We start from the raw sequence: 17,514 nt of genomic DNA, 5'->3' as shown, positions 1-17,514 counted from the left end.
TTGTTTGATGCTGTCTTGAAATTGTTATTGATTTTTGAGCTTGAAATTGAAATTTACGTCGCTTTTGCCATAAACTCCTCCGCCTTTTCCACCATATTATAACTGCCGCAGAAAAACGGCACACGCTGGTGCAGTTCTGTCGCCTGGATTTCCATGATCCTTCCGAAACCATCAGACGCTTTTCCGCCCGCTTGCTCTACAATGAACGCCATAGGATTGCATTCATACAACAAGCGCAATTTTCCTTTCGGAGCTTTTGAACTTGTCGGATAGATGTAAATTCCGCCTTTGATCATATTCCTGTGGATGTCTGAAACCAGGCTGCCGATATATCTTGAAGTGTATGGACGGTCGCCTTCCTCGAGTTGGCAATATTTGATGTAATCCTTTACGCCTTGCGGAAAATGCACATAATTACCTTCATTGATGGAGTAAATATTCCCATCTTTTTTGAATTCCATATTTGGGTGTGAAAGGTAGAAAGTTCCGATTGCGGGATTTAAAGTGAATCCATTTACGCCATGGCCCAGTTGTATAAACGAGCATCGTCGAAGTACCGTAAATCACATAACCCGCCGCAACCTGTGCCGTTCCCGGTTGCAGGAAATCTTCAAGTTTTACTGGAGTTCCAATCGGCGTCACGCGGCGGAAAACCGAAAATATCGTCCCGACAGAAACATTTACATCGATATTCGAAGAACCGTCAAGCGGATCCATTAATACCACATATTTATTATTGTGGCCTTTGTCCATGCCGCAAACAGTGATAAAATCGTCGCTTTCTTCAGAGGCGATGCCGCACACGATTTCACGGTTGATCAAAGTCTGAATGAAAACTTCGTTTGCATAAACATCGAGCTTTTGCTGGTCTTCACCTTGGATATTTTGTTCTCCGGCGGCACCAACAATGTCCACCAATCCGGCTTTGTTGACCTTATAATTGACGACTTTCGCCGCCAGCCGGATCGAGTTGATGATTTTAGACAATTCACCCGATGAATACTGGTGGTCTTTTTGTTTTTCGATGATAAATTCGCCGAGCGTTTTGTTGCGTTCTTCCATTACGAAATCGTTGTAGTTGTTTGGTTGTGCAAAAATATCGGTTTTTTTGTGAAAACCCGCCAAATTTTAAAAGTTAGTTTTCGGGATTTGTATATTTGTTGTTCAAAATACAAATGCCCCAGCCCGGATAGCAGTGGAAATCCTTTTCTTTTTTTCTTTAAAAAAGAAAAGATTGTGTAACGCATAGCTGGATCAGCTTCAAAAAAAATGAAAATAAGAACAGGCCAAAAAGCAGACATGCCCGCAGTTTTAGAGTTGATCAAAGAACTCGCGGTTTTTGAAAAAGAACCCGATGCGGTGGTCGTAACGGTTGCCGACCTGGAACGCGACGGCTTTTCAGACCATCCGTTATTCCGGACTTTCATCGCGGAACAGAACAACAAAATCGTCGGAATGGCTTTGTACTATTACCGCTATTCAACCTGGAAAGGCAAAACAATCCATCTTGAAGATTTAATCGTGAAGGAAAAAATGCGCGGCTCCGGATTGGGATTCGCATTATATTCAGCCATAATCGAACAAGGCAAAAAAGACAATGTGCGCCGCATTGAGTGGAATGTACTCGACTGGAACACGCCGGCAATTGATTTTTACAAGAAATCAGGCGCGAAAATTCTGGAAGACTGGCGCGTGGTGAATATGGATGAAAATGGAATTAATGAATTTTTAAAAAGAAAATAGAATCAAGAGTCAAGAGTCAAGATTTTTCTGTGTCTTGATTCTTGGCTCTTGGCTCTTGGCTCAAACTTTCTAATATGAGAATATTCAAATTTGGAGGCGCATCAGTAAAAGATGCCGCCGGAATCAAAAACGTTTATGACGTTTTGCAAAAAGTGGGTTACGAAGACACGCTTCTGGTCGTTTCTGCTATGGGAAAAACCACGAATGCGCTTGAAGTCGTCATTAAAAATTATTTCGAAAAATCGCCACAGCTTAATGCTTCGATACAGGACGTTAAGAAATATCATAACCAGATTTTGCTTGATTTGTTTGACGATGAAGAGCAGGAACATGCTGTTTTCTTCGCTGTTAACGGCCATTTTGCCGATTTGGAATATTTTATCCGAAGCAATAAATCTCCGAATTATAATTTCGTTTACGATCAGGTTGTAAGTTATGGCGAGCTCATTTCGACGACGATAATCAGTCATTATTTCGAACATGCAGGTTTGAAAAATAATTGGGTCGATGTGCGCAATTTCATCAAAACCGATAAGAATTACCGCGATGCCGAAGTCGATTGGGACAAAACACAGCAGTACATTTCGAAGGGAATCAAGAAGAAAGCGCTCAATATCACACAGGGATTTTTGGGCTCCGATGAGAATAATTTCACCACGACTTTAGGCCGAGAAGGTTCCAGATTATACTGCTGCGATTTTCGCTTATTGCTTAAATGCCGAAAGCGTAACAATCTGGAAAGATGTTCCGGGCGTAATGAACGCCGACCCAAGATATTTTGAAAACGCAAGTCTGCTCAATCAGATTTCCTATCGCGAAGCCATCGAATTGGCGTTTTACGGCGCGACAGTCATTCACCCGAAAACATTGCAGCCTTTACAGAGAAAGGAAATTCCGCTTTTCGTAAAGTCATTTTTAAAACCCGAATTGCCGGGAACCAGTGTTTCCAAAGGTGCCGATTTAGAACCGCAATTGCCGTGTTTCATCGTGAAAAAAGAACAATTGCTGATCTCATTATCGTCGATTGATTTTTCTTTTATTATGGAAGAAAACATCAGCGAAATCTTCGCGTTGCTGCACAAATTCAAGATGAAAGTGAGCCTGATACAGAATTCTGCGATCAGTTTTTCAGTCTGCATTGAAGATAAATTTGGCAGTTTCCCGGAATTGAAAACGGTGCTTTCCAAAAAATTCAAGGTTTCCTACAACGAAAATGTGTCGCTTTTTACGATTCGACATTTCGATGAAAAAGCCGCAAAAATGGTTGAGAAGAATAAAACTGTTTTGTTAAAGCAGGTCAGCCGCGACACGATGCAGATTGTGACGAAGGAAGTTAATTAGAGAATGAGATAATTAGGTAATTAGAAAATTCTCAGAATTGTCCTGTAGTTTTAACGCAAACTAAGACATTTTCTAATTTTCTAATTGCCCAATTATCTAATTATAACACTACTTTTGGCATTCGGGCGTTATATTCCTTATGTTGAAAAAACTATTTTTTGTGCTTTTTGCAGGTTGTTTTTCCGGACTTTACGCCCAGGAAATCAAGACGCCGTACAAAAGCCAGAAAATCGTGGCGTCGCGCGATACCATTCGCATAGACAGCGTCAGCATTAATTCATCGTTTTTTAAATTATTGGATAGGAACGGTGCTGAAATCGACAGCAGTTTTTATAAAATGGATTTCTCGAAAGGGAAATTGGTTTTCAATGAAAAAGCGGCGTTTTTAAACGACACTTTAACCGTTCGCTATTTAAAACTTCCCGAATATTTAACCAAAGAATACAGCATTTATGACCAGCGGCGTGTGGTTGGGAATAATTTGTACAGCATTTCACGCGATCCGGTGAAGAAATTTATCCCGTTTGACGGATTGTCGACTTCGGGAAGTATTTCGCGCGGCATCACCGTCGGGAACAACCAGAATGCGGTTGTGAATTCGTCTTTGGATCTGCAGATTACGGGAAAAATTTCGGATAAGGTGAGTCTTCGCGCATCGATTCAGGATACGAATATTCCGTTGCAGGACGGCGGTTATTCCCAGAAATTAGATGAATTCGACCAAATTTTCATCGAATTGTTCAGCGACAGATGGAGCATCCGCGCAGGCGATTTGTTCCTTGAGAATCGAAAATCAAGATTTCTCAATTTCAACAAAAAAGTACAGGGCATTGCGGCGAATGTTATTTTAGGCCCGGATACTGCAAAAACTACAGTATTTGCTTCGGCGGCTTTGGTACGCGGCCAATATGCCAAAAGTACTTTTACAGGACAGGAAGGCAATCAAAGGCCGTATAAACTGCGTGGCCCTAACGGCGAATTGTATATTCTGGTGATTTCAGGCTCTGAGCGCGTTTACGTCAACGGAATTTTGCTCAAACGCGGTGAAAACAACGATTATACGATTGATTATAACGCCGGAGAAGTCACCTTTACGTCGCTTTTCCAGATTACTTCAGAAATGCGGATCAATATCGAATACCAATATTCCGATAAAAATTATACAAGATTTGTGGCTTATGGCGGTGCGACGCATGAGCGCGAAAAATGGAGCATCGGTGGCTATATTTATTCTGAAAGCGATGTGAAAAACCAGCCGCTGCAGCAAAATTTATCTTCAGAACAAGTGCAGGCTTTGGTGGCTGCGGGCGACAATCCCGCTTTAATGACGGCACCTTCGGCTTATGTTGATTCGTATTCGGAGAATAAGATTTTGTATAAAAAAACGACCATTAACGGCGTTGAGGTTTTCGAATTTTCGAATACTGAAACTGATGTTTTATACAATGTAAAGTTCAGCCTTGTCGGAAATAATCAGGGAAATTATGTGCTCGCAACAACTTCTGCCATCGGAAAAATTTACGAATATGTTGAACCGGTAAACGGGATTCCGCAAGGAAATTACGAACCGATAGTGCGCTTGGTTGCGCCCGTAAAAATCCAGATTGCAACTGTTATGGGAAAATTCAACCCGAATGAAAAGACGAATGTCGATTTTGAAGTCGGCATCAGCAACAGCGATAAAAATTTATTTTCTTCTGCAGACGACGGCGATAATCAGGGCATTGCTGCCAAAATCAATGCGAAGCAAAGGCTTTTTACGAAGCAAAAATTCAATGTTGATTTCTTTGCGAATTACCAATATGTCGACCATAAATTCCAGACGATTGAAAGGCTTTTTACGATTGAATTCAACCGCGACTGGAATTTGGTGAATCCGACGGGAAATCAAAGTTTGCTGGTTTCAGGTGTGAATTTGAATCTTTCAGAAAAAGGAAATTTCACGTATCAACTCGAAAAACTCGATTTTTCTGATAGTTTTTCCGGAATGCGGCATGTGGTGAATTCCCAATTGAAATTTAACAACCTGACCATTTCTGAAACCGGAAGCTTTCTCAAAAGTGACGGAAATTATGCTTCTTCGAAATTTCTTCGGAACCAGACTTTGGCGAAATATCACATTAAAAAGAATTGGGTTGGCGGCTCGTTTCGTCTGGAAGATAATAGAGAAAAATTGGTTGCGACGAATCAATTGTCTGCTTTAAGCCAGCGTTTTTCTGAATACGGCGCTTTCATCGGACGCGGCGACAGCACGAAAGTTTTCGTCGAAATCGGTTATCTGCACCGTGTCAACGACAGTTTGCAGAATGGAGTCTTACAAAAAGTAAATACTTCAAATTCTTATTATCTCAAATCGAAATTAATTCAGAATGAGCAAAACGATTTGTCGGTTTTTGCCAATTACAGGAATTTATCTTTTGAAGATGCTGCCAGAAAAGACGAGCCTTCGCTGAATTCGAGAGTGTTATACAATGGCCGTTTCCTGAGCCAATTAATTCAGTTCACAGCAAGTTTCGAAACATTTTCGGGAACGATTGCGCAACAGGAATTCTCGTACATCGAAGTTGATCCGGGCAAGGCGTTTATACCTGGAACGATTACAACGGCAATGGCATTCAGGAATTGGAGGAATTTGAAATCGCACCATTTCCGGATCAGGCAAAATATGTGCGCGTTTACCTGCCGAACCAGATTTTCATTAAAACGCACCAGAATAAATTTTCGCAGGCGCTGACGCTCAATCCGCAGCAATGGCAGAATGATGGCGGAATTTTTAAAGTATTGTCGCATTTTTATAATCAAACGTCATTTTTGACAGAAAGAAAAATTGAACGACGGGGCAGTGATTTCGATTTCAATCCGTTTGCGACCGGCGGAGATGATTTGCTCGGACTGAACCTTAATTTCCGCAACAGTTTATATTACAATCGCGGCAAGCAAAAACATTCGGTAACTTATACTTTCCTGAGCAACCGTTCGAAAAGCTTGTTGTCAGTGGGTTCGCTTGAAAACAGCAACAGCTCGCACCAATTGCAATATGCACATTTATATCGGAAAAGCTGGCTGTTCGGAATGAGCGGCAAGACGATTTCATCGGAAAGTATTTCTGAGAATTACGGCAGCAAGAATTACAAAATTGAAGGCTATCAAGGAGCGCCGAAGATTTCTTATTTGTTTTCGAAGAATGCCAGCCTCGATGTTTTTTATGAATATCAGACGAAGGAAAATACGATTGGAGATTTGGAAAAACTAAATCAGCAACGGCTCGGAACTTCATTTACTTACAATGGCGAAAAACAATTTACAGTCAATGGTGAGTTTTCGTTATATCAGAATAATTTCATGGGAGATGCGCTGTCACCTGTAGCCTATCAGATGCTCGAAGGCCTGCAGCCGGGACAAAATACAACCTGGCGTTTGTTGTTGCAGAAAAATCTAACGCAATTCTTAGATGTAAGCGTTAATTACCAAGGTCGTAAAAGTGAAACGAGTAAAGCCATTCATACCGGAAGTGTACAGTTAAGAGCGTATTTCTAAAGATAGATTTTATACAATATGAATTTTTCTTCAACATTCGTTGATAATTGTTAATCCGTTATCGTTGAATCGCCGTATATGCTGTATTATTAGCAATTGAACGCCTAAAATTTTGAAAGCCAGAATAATTTCCTATTTTTGTACACCAATGAAGACCGTTTTGAAAAGACTTTTTCTAATTACGCTGACTGTTTTCTATTTTAATCCTTGTTTGGCTAACCGACCTATCCCGCCACAGCCAATACCGCCGGGGGTTCCGCCGCCGCCTGGATTACCAATAGATGGTAGCGTCTACGTTCTTTTTTTTGCCGCAATAGCTTATGGAATTTTTGCCATAAAACAATATAAAAAAAGGGTCATCGAATAAGATGGCCTTTTTTTATTAGTATTTCTTTATTCCGGCAGTAATGTCACATCAATATGTTCGGTGGTAACGTGGCAGCCAAGTTTTCCTACTGCAATTATCGGAGAAATATAAGTCTGGTAATTTTCTTTAGTAACTGTAATAATGTAATTCCCCGGACGTTCATATGCACCAGAAAATACGAGACTGGTTTCATTATGAGTGAGGGTTTCCGAAAAAGTTTCATCTGTTATAACGACTGTAATACCGTCTGCAGAAATTGGAGCATCTGTATTACCGGGATGTATAGAAATATTAAGCCCTGCAACCGCTGCGCCGTCACAATCTTTATTATTACCTTCGTCTTCACAGGTGGTTGCCATTAAAAAAGGCGTACAACACAACAACAGTATTATTCTTGATTTCATAATTTATTTATTCCTATTTGATTTTTGACAAAGTTGCATAAAAAAACCGGCAAATAAAGCCGGTTTTTCTGGTTATGTCGTGATTAATAATTACAAATCAAACTTAATACCTTGTGCCAACGGAAGACTTGTAGTATAATTGATTGTATTGGTCTGTCTCCTCATATAAATTTTCCAGGCATCTGAACCTGATTCACGACCACCGCCGGTTTCTTTTTCACCGCCGAAAGCACCGCCAATTTCTGCACCGGAAGTTCCGATGTTTACGTTGGCAATTCCGCAATCAGAACCTGCAACTGACAGGAAACGCTCTGCTTCGCGAAGATTGTTCGTCATGATGGCAGATGAAAGGCCTTGTGCTACGCCATTTTGTACGTCGATAGCATTTTCTACATCTCCTGAATATTTCAATAAATATAAAACCGGAGCGAAAGTTTCGTGTTGTACGATTTCGAATTTATTATCAGCTTCAGCGATGGCAGGTTTTACGTAACAGCCGCTTTCGTAACCTTCTCCTGAAAGAACGCCGCCTTCAACAAGGATTTTTCCGCCTTCGGCAACGACTTTTTTCAAAGCCTGGTTGTACATTTCAACGGCGTGTGCGTCGATTAGCGGCCTAACGTGGTCGTTCTGGTCTAACGGATTTCCGATTTTGAGTTGTCCGTAAGCAGAAACGATGGCATCTTTTACCTTGTCATAGATACTTTCGTGGATGATTAAACGTCGCGTTGACGTGCAACGTTGCCCTGCAGTTCCGACAGCGCCAAAAACGGCACCGATAACGGTCATTTTAATATCTGCATCCGGGGTTACGATGATGGCATTGTTACCGCCTAATTCCAATAGAGATTTTCCAAGACGGCCTGCGACAGCCTGTGCCACGATTTTACCCATTCTGGTAGAACCTGTAGCGGAAACCAATGGCACACGTTTGTCGGCGGTCATTAACTCTCCGATTTTGTAATCGCCGTTGATGAGGCAGGAAATTCCTTCAGGAAGATTGTTTTCTTTGATGACTTCTGCGATGATATTCTGGCAGGCGATTCCGCAAAGAGGTGTTTTTTCAGATGGTTTCCAAACACATACATCGCCACAAATCCATGCTAAAGCGGTGTTCCATGACCAAACGGCAACAGGGAAATTGAAGGCAGAAATGATGCCGACAACGCCCATTGGGTGGTATTGTTCGTACATCCTGTGCCCCGGACGCTCTGAGTGCATTGTGAGTCCGTGTAATTGTCTTGACAAACCAACTGCAAAATCACAGATATCAATCATTTCCTGCACTTCGCCAAGACCCTCCTGGAAAGATTTTCCCATTTCGTAAGAAACCAATTTTCCTAAAGCCTGTTTGTGAAAACGCAGTTTTTCACCGAATTGGCGTACGATTTCACCACGAGCAGGAGCGGGCATTAAACGGAAAGTTTTGAAAGCTTCGGTCGCGGTTTGCATTACTCTTTCGTAATCTGCTGCGGTTGAAGTTTTTACTTTTCCGATGAGCTGACCGTCTACGGGAGAATAACTTTCGAGGATTTCACCGTTGGAAAAATTGTTCAAGCCGGTTGATGTGCCTTCGTTTACGGCTTTGATGCCGAGTTGGGCGAGTGCTTCGGTCATGCCGAATTCCTGTGCTATTGTTGTTGTCATTGTAACTATTGTGTAGTGGATTGTTATATTTTTCGCAAAGGTAATGCAAATTAGTTAATGTGAAAATTAGATAATTAGAAAATGATGCCGAGGGTTGAACACATTTTTACAATTACCTGATTGACTAATTCTTTCATTATTTAATTAAACATACCGCGGATCTGTCTCCATGACTGTACCGCAATTATCGCAAGTCCGCAATGCTTCAGAATTATAAAAATGCCGGTAATGCGGCAGGAAATCCTTTTCGATGTCATAGAGCTCGAAATAGACTTCGTAAAGTTTGTGGTTGCAGTTTTCGCAATGCCATAAAAGGCCGTCGGTGTAGCCTTTCCCGGCACGTTTGCGTTCAATTACGAGCCCGATTGAGCCTTCGGCGCGCACAGGAGAATGCGGAATTTTTCCGGGATGCAGATACATGTCTCCGGCATGAAGCGCCATTTCTTTTCGTTGGCCGTCTTCCTGAATGATGACTTTTATGTCGCCTTCGAGTTGGTAAAAAAGTTCTTCAGTTTCGTTATAATGATAGTCTTTTCGGGCATTGGGCCAGCAACGACCATCACGATATAATCCTGCGCATCGGTGTAAATGCTTTTATTTCCGACGGGCGGTTTGAGCAAATGGCGGTTTTCGTCGATCCATTTGTTGAGGTTGAAAGGTTGGGAGATTGGCATTTTCGTATTTTTATATAAATCTACGAATTTTTTGGATAGGAGATTGCAGATAGCAGTCGGCAGATATCAGATAACAGGTGACAGATATCAGTTTGCAGTCTGAAATCTGCTATCTGCGGTCTGTTATCTATTTAATAACAACTTTCACTGGGTTAACGATTTGTGGCGTGTCTTTACCATTGCCTTCAATCTTGCCTTTCACGAGGATTTTTTTGCCTTTGCTTTTGGTAAGGTCGATTTTGAGGCGTTGCAAATATTTGTCGGCAATTACGACTGTGAAGATATTTTGCGGGAAGGCTTTATCGACGTTGATATAATTCAGGGAATTTTCGCCTGCAGGTTTGAAAGACGCAACGGTTCCTTTAACCCAGACTTCTTTTCCAAGATAATCTTTTACCTGCGCTGTGGTAATCGTGTCCTGTGCGAAACTTTTTGCTGAGATGAAAATGAAGAGTGCAAAAACTAAATTTTTCATAAGTACTTAATTGTAAGTATAATCGGCGCAAAAGTATACTTTTATTGCTGAAGTCAATAAAACAACTTGAAAAACTCGATTAAAAAAAAGCCGGGAATTTCACAAATTACCACAAATTAATTCGTGGTAATTTTTGAAATTCCTGGCCAATTATCAAGCCAAAATTCCCGGCTTTGATATTTTTACTTTACTTCCTTAATCAGATAAATATAAACCGGGAAGTGGTCGCTAAAACCGACTTCATTCGGCCCGTGTCGCAGCGGATAACCCTTATACTGCCCGGTCGTCTGTATCATAAACGGCTTGTTGTAGATGCCGGCTTTCCAGTATTCAAATCCGGTATAATCAGTTTTGATTAGAGATTCTGACACCATGATCTGGTCGAAAATATCGCCGGAATCACGATAGAATAAAGTTGCGTTGCCTTCTTTCGCCATTTGTTCGAACGGATTGTAAACGCCTTGAGGCCGAACTTCTGATTTTTTCAGTTTGGCGCCCAGGCCGACTTTTACACTTTTATTATAGGTGCCGTCATTCAAATCGCCCATGCAGATGATTTTTGCATTCGGGTTTACCTTATATATAGAGTCCATTACTTTTCTGGCGAGTCTTCCGGCGGCTTCACGCGACGGACTGCTTTTTTTCTCACCGCCTGAACGCGATGGCCAGTGGTTGACCATGACGTTAACTTCTTCGCCGTCTAAAAGTCCTGTTACGAGTAGAATATCGCGTGTATACAGGCGGTTGTCTGAAGTTACCTCAATTTTATCATCGGTTACCTCGGCGTCTTTTTCTTTTTTATTTTCTGACTTGGTGTCGTTATAAAATATCAATGGGATGTTGATATAAGATGTTGGCTTGAAATGCTTTTTCTGGTACAATAACCCAACGTCGATGCCACGTTTGTCGGGCGAATCAAAATGAACGATACCGTAATTGTAAGGGGCAAGCTTCGGCTCTTTTACCAAATCTTCCAGAACGCCCCGATTTTCAATTTCTGCACCACCAATTAAAACCGGCGCTTCTTTCTGCTGGTCGTTTGTTCCGATTTCGGATATAACATGTGCCAGGTTTTCGAGTTTTTCTTGTACCTTTTAGAGTTGCATCCCGCCTGCGGAAGCCATTCTTCGTCAATGTTCGGATTGTTGACGGTGTCGAACAGATTCTCTAGATTGTAGAATGCGACGGTGTGCACAATAAATTTTTTTCCCTGCGCTTTCGCACTATTTATTACAAATAAAACAACGAAAAGGGCGAAAAAGTTTTTAATTCTCATATAATCGTATATTAATTTAATGTCAAGTTTAACACAAACTTGGCAGCAAAAGTAGATAATATTAATTAAAGATGTACATTTGCGCCCGTTAAGAAATCAATAACCTTAACGAAGCTGAATTAATTTAATTTTATTTATGAAAAAACTAGTAATTAGTATTCTGTTTGTAATGCAGGTATTTTTTGTTTTTGCACAGCAGCAAACTGCCGGAGTAACCGGTAAAGTTGTCGATTCAAAAACACAAAAGCCGTTAGAAAATGTTATTGCTACAATTCAAAACACAACTTTTACAAGCCTGACCAACAGCGAGGGTGTTTTCGTTTTTGAAAAAGTAGTAGATGGAAAGCAAATGCTGGAAGTAACCAGTACAGGTTACACGAGACAACTTCTGCCAGTTACTTTGACCGCAGGAAAAACCCTCGATCTTGGCGTTATTGTTTTAGAAGAGGATATTTCTTCAGAGCAGCAGTTGAGCCTTGTCACCATTACGGAAAATGACCTTGGCGATGATAACAGCGGTTCTGAAAGTACATCAGGATTATTGCAGGCTACAAGAGATACTTATAACCAGGCTGCTGCCTTTAACTGGGGACAAGCCCGTTTCAGGATCAGAGGTTTGGACAATGAATATGGTACGACCATGATCAATGGTATCGTAATGAATAAGATTTATGACGGAAGACCACAATGGAGCAACTGGGCGGATTGAATGATGCAACCCGTAACCAGGAATTCACCATGGGTTCTTCACCTTCAGATTATACTTTCGGTGGTATCTTGGGAACACAGGAAATCAACACAAGAGCGTCAATCTACAGACCGGGCGGAAGGGTTTCTTTCTCAGGAACCAACACCAACTACAGCTGGAGAGCAATGGGAACACAAGCGTCAGGAATGAGCAAATCAGGATGGGCTTATGTAATTTCTGCTTCAAGAAGATGGGCGAAAGAAGGTTATTTCGAAGGAACTGACTACAGCGCGAATTCATTCTTTGCAAGTATCGAAAAGAAATTGAATGAAAAACAAAGCTTGAACTTCACGGCGATTTACGCGCAGAACAGCCGCGGAAAAAGCTCGCCAAACTCTAAGGAAGTAAACGACCTTATGGGTGTAAAATACAACTCTTACTGGGGTTATCAGGATGGAAGAAAGAGAAATTCACGTGATAAAGACGTTGAAGAGCCAATCTTCATCTTAAGCCACTACTGGAAAATTACTGATAAAACCAATTTGAACACGAATGCTTCTTACCAGTTCGGTTCGGTTGGAAACTCAAGAATTGATTACCAGGGCGGTAACAATCCTGATCCGACTTACTACAAAAACCTTCCTAGCTACTACCTGAATTACCACGCTTATGTGAACGACGTTCCGGTTTGGCAGCCAAATGAGGCTCAGGCTGCAATTGCAAAAGATTATTTCTTAAGCCACAGCCAGATTGACTGGACGGCAATGTACCAGGCGAACCAAAACAGCGGCAACCCGGGGCAAAGCATCTACGCTTTATACGAAGACAGGACAGACGATAAAATGTTCAATGCCAATTCGCTTTTGAGCTCACAATTGTCTAACAATATCGTTTTGAATGCAGGCGTTACTTTCAAGAAACTGAAATCACACAACTTCCAGAACCTTTTGGATTTATTGGGCGGACAGTTTTTCCTTGACATCGACCCATTTATACAGGAGATTCATCACAATCTGACCTTAATAACCCGAACAGACAGGTTAAAGTGGGTGACGAATATGGTTACAATTACAACCTTTTCAGCACGAACTACGAAGGTTTTACACAATTTAAATTCGCTTACTCTAAATTCGATTTCTACCTGGCACAATCTTTCTCGAGATCAGAGTATGAAAGAGAAGGTTTGTATAAAAACGGTATCTACGCAGGCAATTCTTTCGGGAAAAGCAAAAGCGAGGTTTTTGAAAACTTTGGTTTCAAAGGCGGACTTACCTACAAAATCAACGGTAGGAATTATTTAGATTTCAACGCGGCTTACCTTACAAAAGCGCCGACTTTGAGAAATACATACGCCAACGCAAGGATCAATGATAACGTAACACCGGATTTGTTGAGCGAAAGCATCGCAAGTTTCGACGGAAGTTACATCATCAGAACACCGACCTTAAAAGCAAGATTGACAGGTTTCATGTCGCAGGTCAACAATTCAACTGAAGTTTCTTTCTACTATGCAGAAAGTATTTCTGAAGATACAGACGGAAATGACGCGGATTCCTTCATCAGCGAAATCCTTACAGGTGTGAACAAAAGAAATATCGGTGCAGAATTAGGTTTGGAGTACGCGATTACTTCAACTTTGAAAGCTACAGCTGCCGCTTCTTACGGACAATATATTTACAGCAACAACCCGAACGTAAAAATCAACGATGATGCATTGGCAACTGCCGATAATACTTATCCTGTTGTTGACTTCGGAAAAGCTTACCTTAAAAACTACAAATTACCGAACATGCCGCAACAGGCTTATTCTATCGGTTTAGAGTACAGAGACCCACATTTCTGGTATGTTGGTGCTAACGCAAACTACCTTGGCAACAATTATATCGATGTTTCTTCCGTTTTAAGGACAGACAGCTTTGTTTCACAAAACGGCAGCATTTCTTACGATGGCGTTACAGAAGAAAGTGTGAGAAAAGCTTTGAAACAAGAGAAATTTGACGATTTCACATTGGTTAACCTTACAGGAGGAAAATCATGGATGCTGAACAAAAAGACCAGAAAAACTTTCGGTTTCTTCGCATCGATCAACAACATTTTCGATATTGAATACAAAACAGGAGGATTTGAGCAATCAAGAAAAGCGACTTTCCCGGATTACCAGACTGACCTCGTGAGCGGCGTCAGATCATTCGAACCAAAATATTTCTATGGGTACGGAAGAACTTATTTTGTGAATCTATACTTAAACTTCTAAAAAAAATTGCACAATGAAAAAATTAATGATTAAACCGGCTTTATTCTTAGCGCTTTTCGCAAGCGTTATGACAAGCTGCGTCAGCGATGACGATGCAGCGCTTCCGCCTTTGAAAGTTCCGTTCTATTCGGAAAAATTCCAGGACGTACAACACAACACCATTTTAGATTTACCGGGCTGGACGAATTTCAACCAAGCCGGAAACATCAAGTGGAAAGAAAGAATTTACCAGGGTGACGGTTATGCCGAATTCAACACTTACGGAAGTGGTGATTTGTCGAACATCGCATGGTTGATTTCTCCATCAATCGACATTTCGGGAAAAACCGGCGTTAAATTTTCTTTTGACTCGGCTCAGAATTTCGTTTCGAACGCGTCAAATACCGTAGAAGTTTACGTTTCTACAGATTATAACGGCACAGATGTTGCTACTGCGACGTGGACAAGAGTCGACGCAAAAGTGGCAGATGCTGAAACAACCGGATATTTATTCGTACCTTCGGGAGAAATTGACCTCGGGCCTTACGAAGCTGCCGGACACGTTTATATCGCTTTTAAAGCTATCGGATCAGGAACCAACACCGCGCTTGACGGCTTGTTCGAGATCAACAACTTATATGTTTATACTTCAAATTAAAAAGCTATGAAAATCTTTAAATTAATTTTGGCTATCGCTTTCGTTTCGGCTTTTACAGGCTGTGCGAACGACGACGACTATTCGACTCCGGATTTATCGGGCGAATGCGTGTCTTTGACCCGACTAAAACTGTGGGCGACATTGTGGCAATGGCTACAGGTGTAAAGCAGCAGTATACCGCAGATGATATTATCGAGGCTTATGTAACTTCGAGTGACGAAGGCGGAAACTTTTACAAAAGCGTTTCTTTCGTTTCCCTTGACGGAACAAAAACCTTCAGCATGCCGATTGATGCTTACAACATCTTTAATAAATTCGAACCGGGAAGAAAAGTGTATGTTCACCTGAAAGACCTTTATTTCCAGACTGATTTTGACGCGACAATCATCGGCCAGTTGTACAACAACAATACGCCTGACGATCCTACTGATGATGAAGTTGGAAGAATTTCAGGTCTTGAATACACAAGCATCATTGAGCGTTCATGTGATAAAATTGATGAAGAAAACTTGGTTATCAAAAATCTTACTATCCAACAAGCGACACGTGATGAAAACCTGAACAAGCTTATCGAATTCGACAGCGTTCAGTTTACAGATGCTTCTTTAGGGAAAAAATTGTTTGACGCTTCTCTAAACAACCTTGGCAGCGCTACAAACCACGAAATCGTAGACAAATACGGTAAAAAAGTAATCCTTAGGGTGAGTATGTATGCTACTTATTCTGGTAATGCTGTTCCTTCAGGAAACGGAAAAATCAGAGGTGTAATGACCAAATTCGGTAACGATTTCCAGTTTATGACAAGAACCATGAACGACATCAAACTGACTAACGAAAGAAGTGTTGCGCCACCGGTTCCGCCACCAGGATCAGGCCAAGTGCCAATGCTGTATTGGCTTTCCCGGGAAGTAACTTTGAGACATGGGCAGATTTCCTTGGCGGTATCAACAGTTTCGGATTGAAACCTTATGCTACGCAGGCTATTGGCGCCGGTAGAACAGGCGGTGGAAATGCATTGCATATTGGTAACACAGGTGCTACAAACGATTACGTTTTCACTTCATTCGCAAGAACAGGTGCGCCGGCAGTTCCTACGAAATTACATTTTTACATCAAAGGAACTTCTACAAAAACCATTTCCCTGAATGTTTATAAAACAAACGGGACGGCTTATACGGTTTTCAACTTGGAAGATGTAACGACTGCTAAAACACTTGACCCTGCGGCTACCAACCAGTACACAGGAACAATTAATACAGGCGGCGCCTGGACGTTGATCACACTTGATTTGTCTACATTGACAGACCTTAACGTTACTGCAACGTCGACTAATTTCTTTGCGCTTAAAGTGGGTAAAGAAGCTACTTATGATATTTATTTAGACGATTTTACAATCGAATAAATCATATTGATATTTGAAAATTAGAACTGCCCGGAAGTGATTTCGGGCAGTTTTTTTATAACTTTAGCCCAATATGAGTAGAAAACATCAAAAATTAATGTTTGCCGTAGCCGGATTTTTAATCATTACAGGGCTGTTTGTAAGAAGCTACATTCTTTCCCGCATGGATTACCAGAAAAGCTACCACTTCGTAGTTCATAAAATTGATACGATAAAGAAAAAAGACTATCGCTTAAATGATACTTTCTCGAGTCCTAATTTCTCGTTTGGTGTGTGGTCAAAAATAAAGGTTGGAGATTCTATTTCGAAAGAAGCCAATGCCGACCGCCTTTATGTTTATGACCAAAATAAAAAATTAAAGGATTCTATAAAAAAGACTAGTATCTTTCCATCTTCAATCCTAAAAAAATGAAAAATATTTTTTCCTGTCTGTTCCTGACACTGGTATTCGTATCTTGTAAGCAAAAAGACACAGCAATAACATCGCCTACAGAAAATAAAACAACACAAATCGCTGAGGCGGAAAAAACTGTAAACTTGTTTTACCAATGTATAGACAACAAAGACTATGGATGCGCCACTGCATTATTTGGCACATCATTTTATAAGGTGGCGACAAAAGAAGACCTTATAAAATTATTCCAACGTCTTAACCTTGAAGGAGGTGAATTTAAAAGTTTTAAAATCATAAAATGGGAGAAGAGCGCCGGCAAACAGGATTTGGGTGCAGATAATCAATTTCGCTTTGAATGTGAGGCAATCTATATGACTAAAAAGTATACTGAAAGGTTTTTGATCTTCCAGAAAGGTGAGCAATTTAAGATCGAAGGATTTAAAATATTTTAAAAACATCGTAAGTTGTGTAATTACATATTTAGGTTTATAACATGTGCGTTATTTCCAAATTGACTGTCTCAAAACCATATCCACATCATTATTCCTGATAAAATAAACCAAACGGACCAAATGATAAACAATCAGCAAAAATGCCAATACAAGCGCCATTTTCCGGTTGTACAAGATGTTGTTCAGGTATTCTCTCCCGGTTTTCAATTCTGTCGATAGCACA

12 protein-coding genes and 5 pseudogenes are annotated in these 17,514 nt (G+C 40.9%); 10 read left to right on the top strand and 7 right to left on the bottom strand.

Annotated elements, in window-relative coordinates; genetic code table 11:
- Positions 1–53: 53 nt before the first annotated feature.
- A pseudogene (fbp, locus tag ACSLFW_RS02180) lies at positions 54–1,062 on the bottom strand (class 1 fructose-bisphosphatase).
- A gap of 207 nt (positions 1,063–1,269) precedes the next feature.
- On the opposite strand from fbp, the gene ACSLFW_RS02175 reads away from it, so the two are divergent.
- The 3 genes and pseudogenes from ACSLFW_RS02175 to ACSLFW_RS02165 all read left to right on the top strand — a co-directional run bounded on the left by ACSLFW_RS02175 (position 1,270) and on the right by ACSLFW_RS02165 (position 6,621).
- Positions 1,270–1,743 carry an N-acetyltransferase family protein gene (locus ACSLFW_RS02175; RefSeq protein WP_436554450.1) on the top strand — a complete coding sequence of 158 codons (474 nt, stop codon included), beginning with the start codon at positions 1,270–1,272 and terminating at the stop codon, positions 1,741–1,743.
- Between the two features lie 74 nt (positions 1,744–1,817).
- A pseudogene (locus ACSLFW_RS02170) lies at positions 1,818–3,084 on the top strand (aspartate kinase).
- 139 nt (positions 3,085–3,223) lie between these two features.
- Positions 3,224–6,621, top strand: a pseudogene (locus ACSLFW_RS02165) (hypothetical protein).
- Between the two features lie 393 nt (positions 6,622–7,014).
- Here ACSLFW_RS02165 and ACSLFW_RS02160 read toward each other — a convergent pair.
- The 5 genes and pseudogenes from ACSLFW_RS02160 to ACSLFW_RS02140 form a co-directional block, all read right to left on the bottom strand.
- The gene (locus tag ACSLFW_RS02160) at positions 7,015–7,392 is read right to left on the bottom strand and encodes a hypothetical protein (protein ID WP_436554449.1); all 378 of its coding nucleotides are present in this window, start codon (positions 7,390–7,392) and stop codon (positions 7,015–7,017) included.
- A 90-nt stretch (positions 7,393–7,482) separates the two neighbouring features.
- On the bottom strand, positions 7,483–9,039 hold the full coding sequence (gene amaB, locus ACSLFW_RS02155; RefSeq protein WP_436554448.1) for an L-piperidine-6-carboxylate dehydrogenase: 1,557 nt from the start codon (positions 9,037–9,039) through the stop codon (positions 7,483–7,485).
- Between the two features lie 144 nt (positions 9,040–9,183).
- Positions 9,184–9,713, bottom strand: a pseudogene (locus tag ACSLFW_RS02150) (3-hydroxyanthranilate 3,4-dioxygenase).
- Between the two features lie 127 nt (positions 9,714–9,840).
- Positions 9,841–10,188 carry a hypothetical protein gene (locus ACSLFW_RS02145; protein WP_436554447.1) on the bottom strand — a complete coding sequence of 116 codons (348 nt, stop codon included), beginning with the start codon at positions 10,186–10,188 and terminating at the stop codon, positions 9,841–9,843.
- Between the two features lie 182 nt (positions 10,189–10,370).
- Positions 10,371–11,464, bottom strand: a pseudogene (locus tag ACSLFW_RS02140) (endonuclease/exonuclease/phosphatase family protein).
- Between the two features lie 136 nt (positions 11,465–11,600).
- On the opposite strand from ACSLFW_RS02140, the gene ACSLFW_RS02135 reads away from it, so the two are divergent.
- The 7 genes from ACSLFW_RS02135 (at position 11,601) to ACSLFW_RS02105 (ending at position 17,291) form a co-directional block, all read left to right on the top strand.
- Complete coding sequence (locus ACSLFW_RS02135; protein WP_436554446.1) at positions 11,601–12,173, top strand: carboxypeptidase-like regulatory domain-containing protein; 573 nt, start codon at positions 11,601–11,603, stop codon at positions 12,171–12,173.
- Positions 12,152–13,453, top strand: a complete 1,302-nt coding sequence (locus ACSLFW_RS02130) for a hypothetical protein (RefSeq protein WP_436554445.1) — start codon at positions 12,152–12,154, stop codon at positions 13,451–13,453. Before ACSLFW_RS02135 ends, ACSLFW_RS02130 begins: the two co-directional genes overlap by 22 nt.
- A gap of 966 nt (positions 13,454–14,419) precedes the next feature.
- Entirely contained in the window at positions 14,420–15,043 is a 624-nt protein-coding gene (locus tag ACSLFW_RS02125; protein ID WP_436554444.1) for a choice-of-anchor J domain-containing protein, read from the top strand.
- Positions 15,044–15,174: 131 nt separating this feature from the next.
- On the top strand, positions 15,175–16,005 hold the full coding sequence (locus tag ACSLFW_RS02120) for a DUF5689 domain-containing protein (protein ID WP_436554443.1): 831 nt from the start codon (positions 15,175–15,177) through the stop codon (positions 16,003–16,005).
- The gene (locus tag ACSLFW_RS02115) at positions 15,936–16,445 is read left to right on the top strand and encodes a hypothetical protein (protein WP_436554442.1); all 510 of its coding nucleotides are present in this window, start codon (positions 15,936–15,938) and stop codon (positions 16,443–16,445) included. Before ACSLFW_RS02120 ends, ACSLFW_RS02115 begins: the two co-directional genes overlap by 70 nt.
- Before the next feature lie 73 nt (positions 16,446–16,518).
- On the top strand, positions 16,519–16,857 hold the full coding sequence (locus ACSLFW_RS02110; RefSeq protein ID WP_436554441.1) for a hypothetical protein: 339 nt from the start codon (positions 16,519–16,521) through the stop codon (positions 16,855–16,857).
- Positions 16,854–17,291: a hypothetical protein gene (locus ACSLFW_RS02105; RefSeq protein ID WP_436554440.1), complete on the top strand. Its 438-nt coding sequence runs from the start codon at positions 16,854–16,856 to the stop codon at positions 17,289–17,291. Before ACSLFW_RS02110 ends, ACSLFW_RS02105 begins: the two co-directional genes overlap by 4 nt.
- Before the next feature lie 48 nt (positions 17,292–17,339).
- On the opposite strand, the gene ACSLFW_RS02100 is transcribed toward ACSLFW_RS02105, so the two are convergent.
- Positions 17,340–17,498: a hypothetical protein gene (locus tag ACSLFW_RS02100; RefSeq protein ID WP_436554439.1), complete on the bottom strand. Its 159-nt coding sequence runs from the start codon at positions 17,496–17,498 to the stop codon at positions 17,340–17,342.
- Positions 17,499–17,514 lie beyond the last annotated feature (16 nt).

Source organism: Flavobacterium sp. 3HN19-14 (assembly GCF_051373205.1).
Lineage (GTDB): Bacteria > Bacteroidota > Bacteroidia > Flavobacteriales > Flavobacteriaceae > Flavobacterium.
This window is presented reverse-complemented; position numbering and strand designations above follow the sequence as displayed.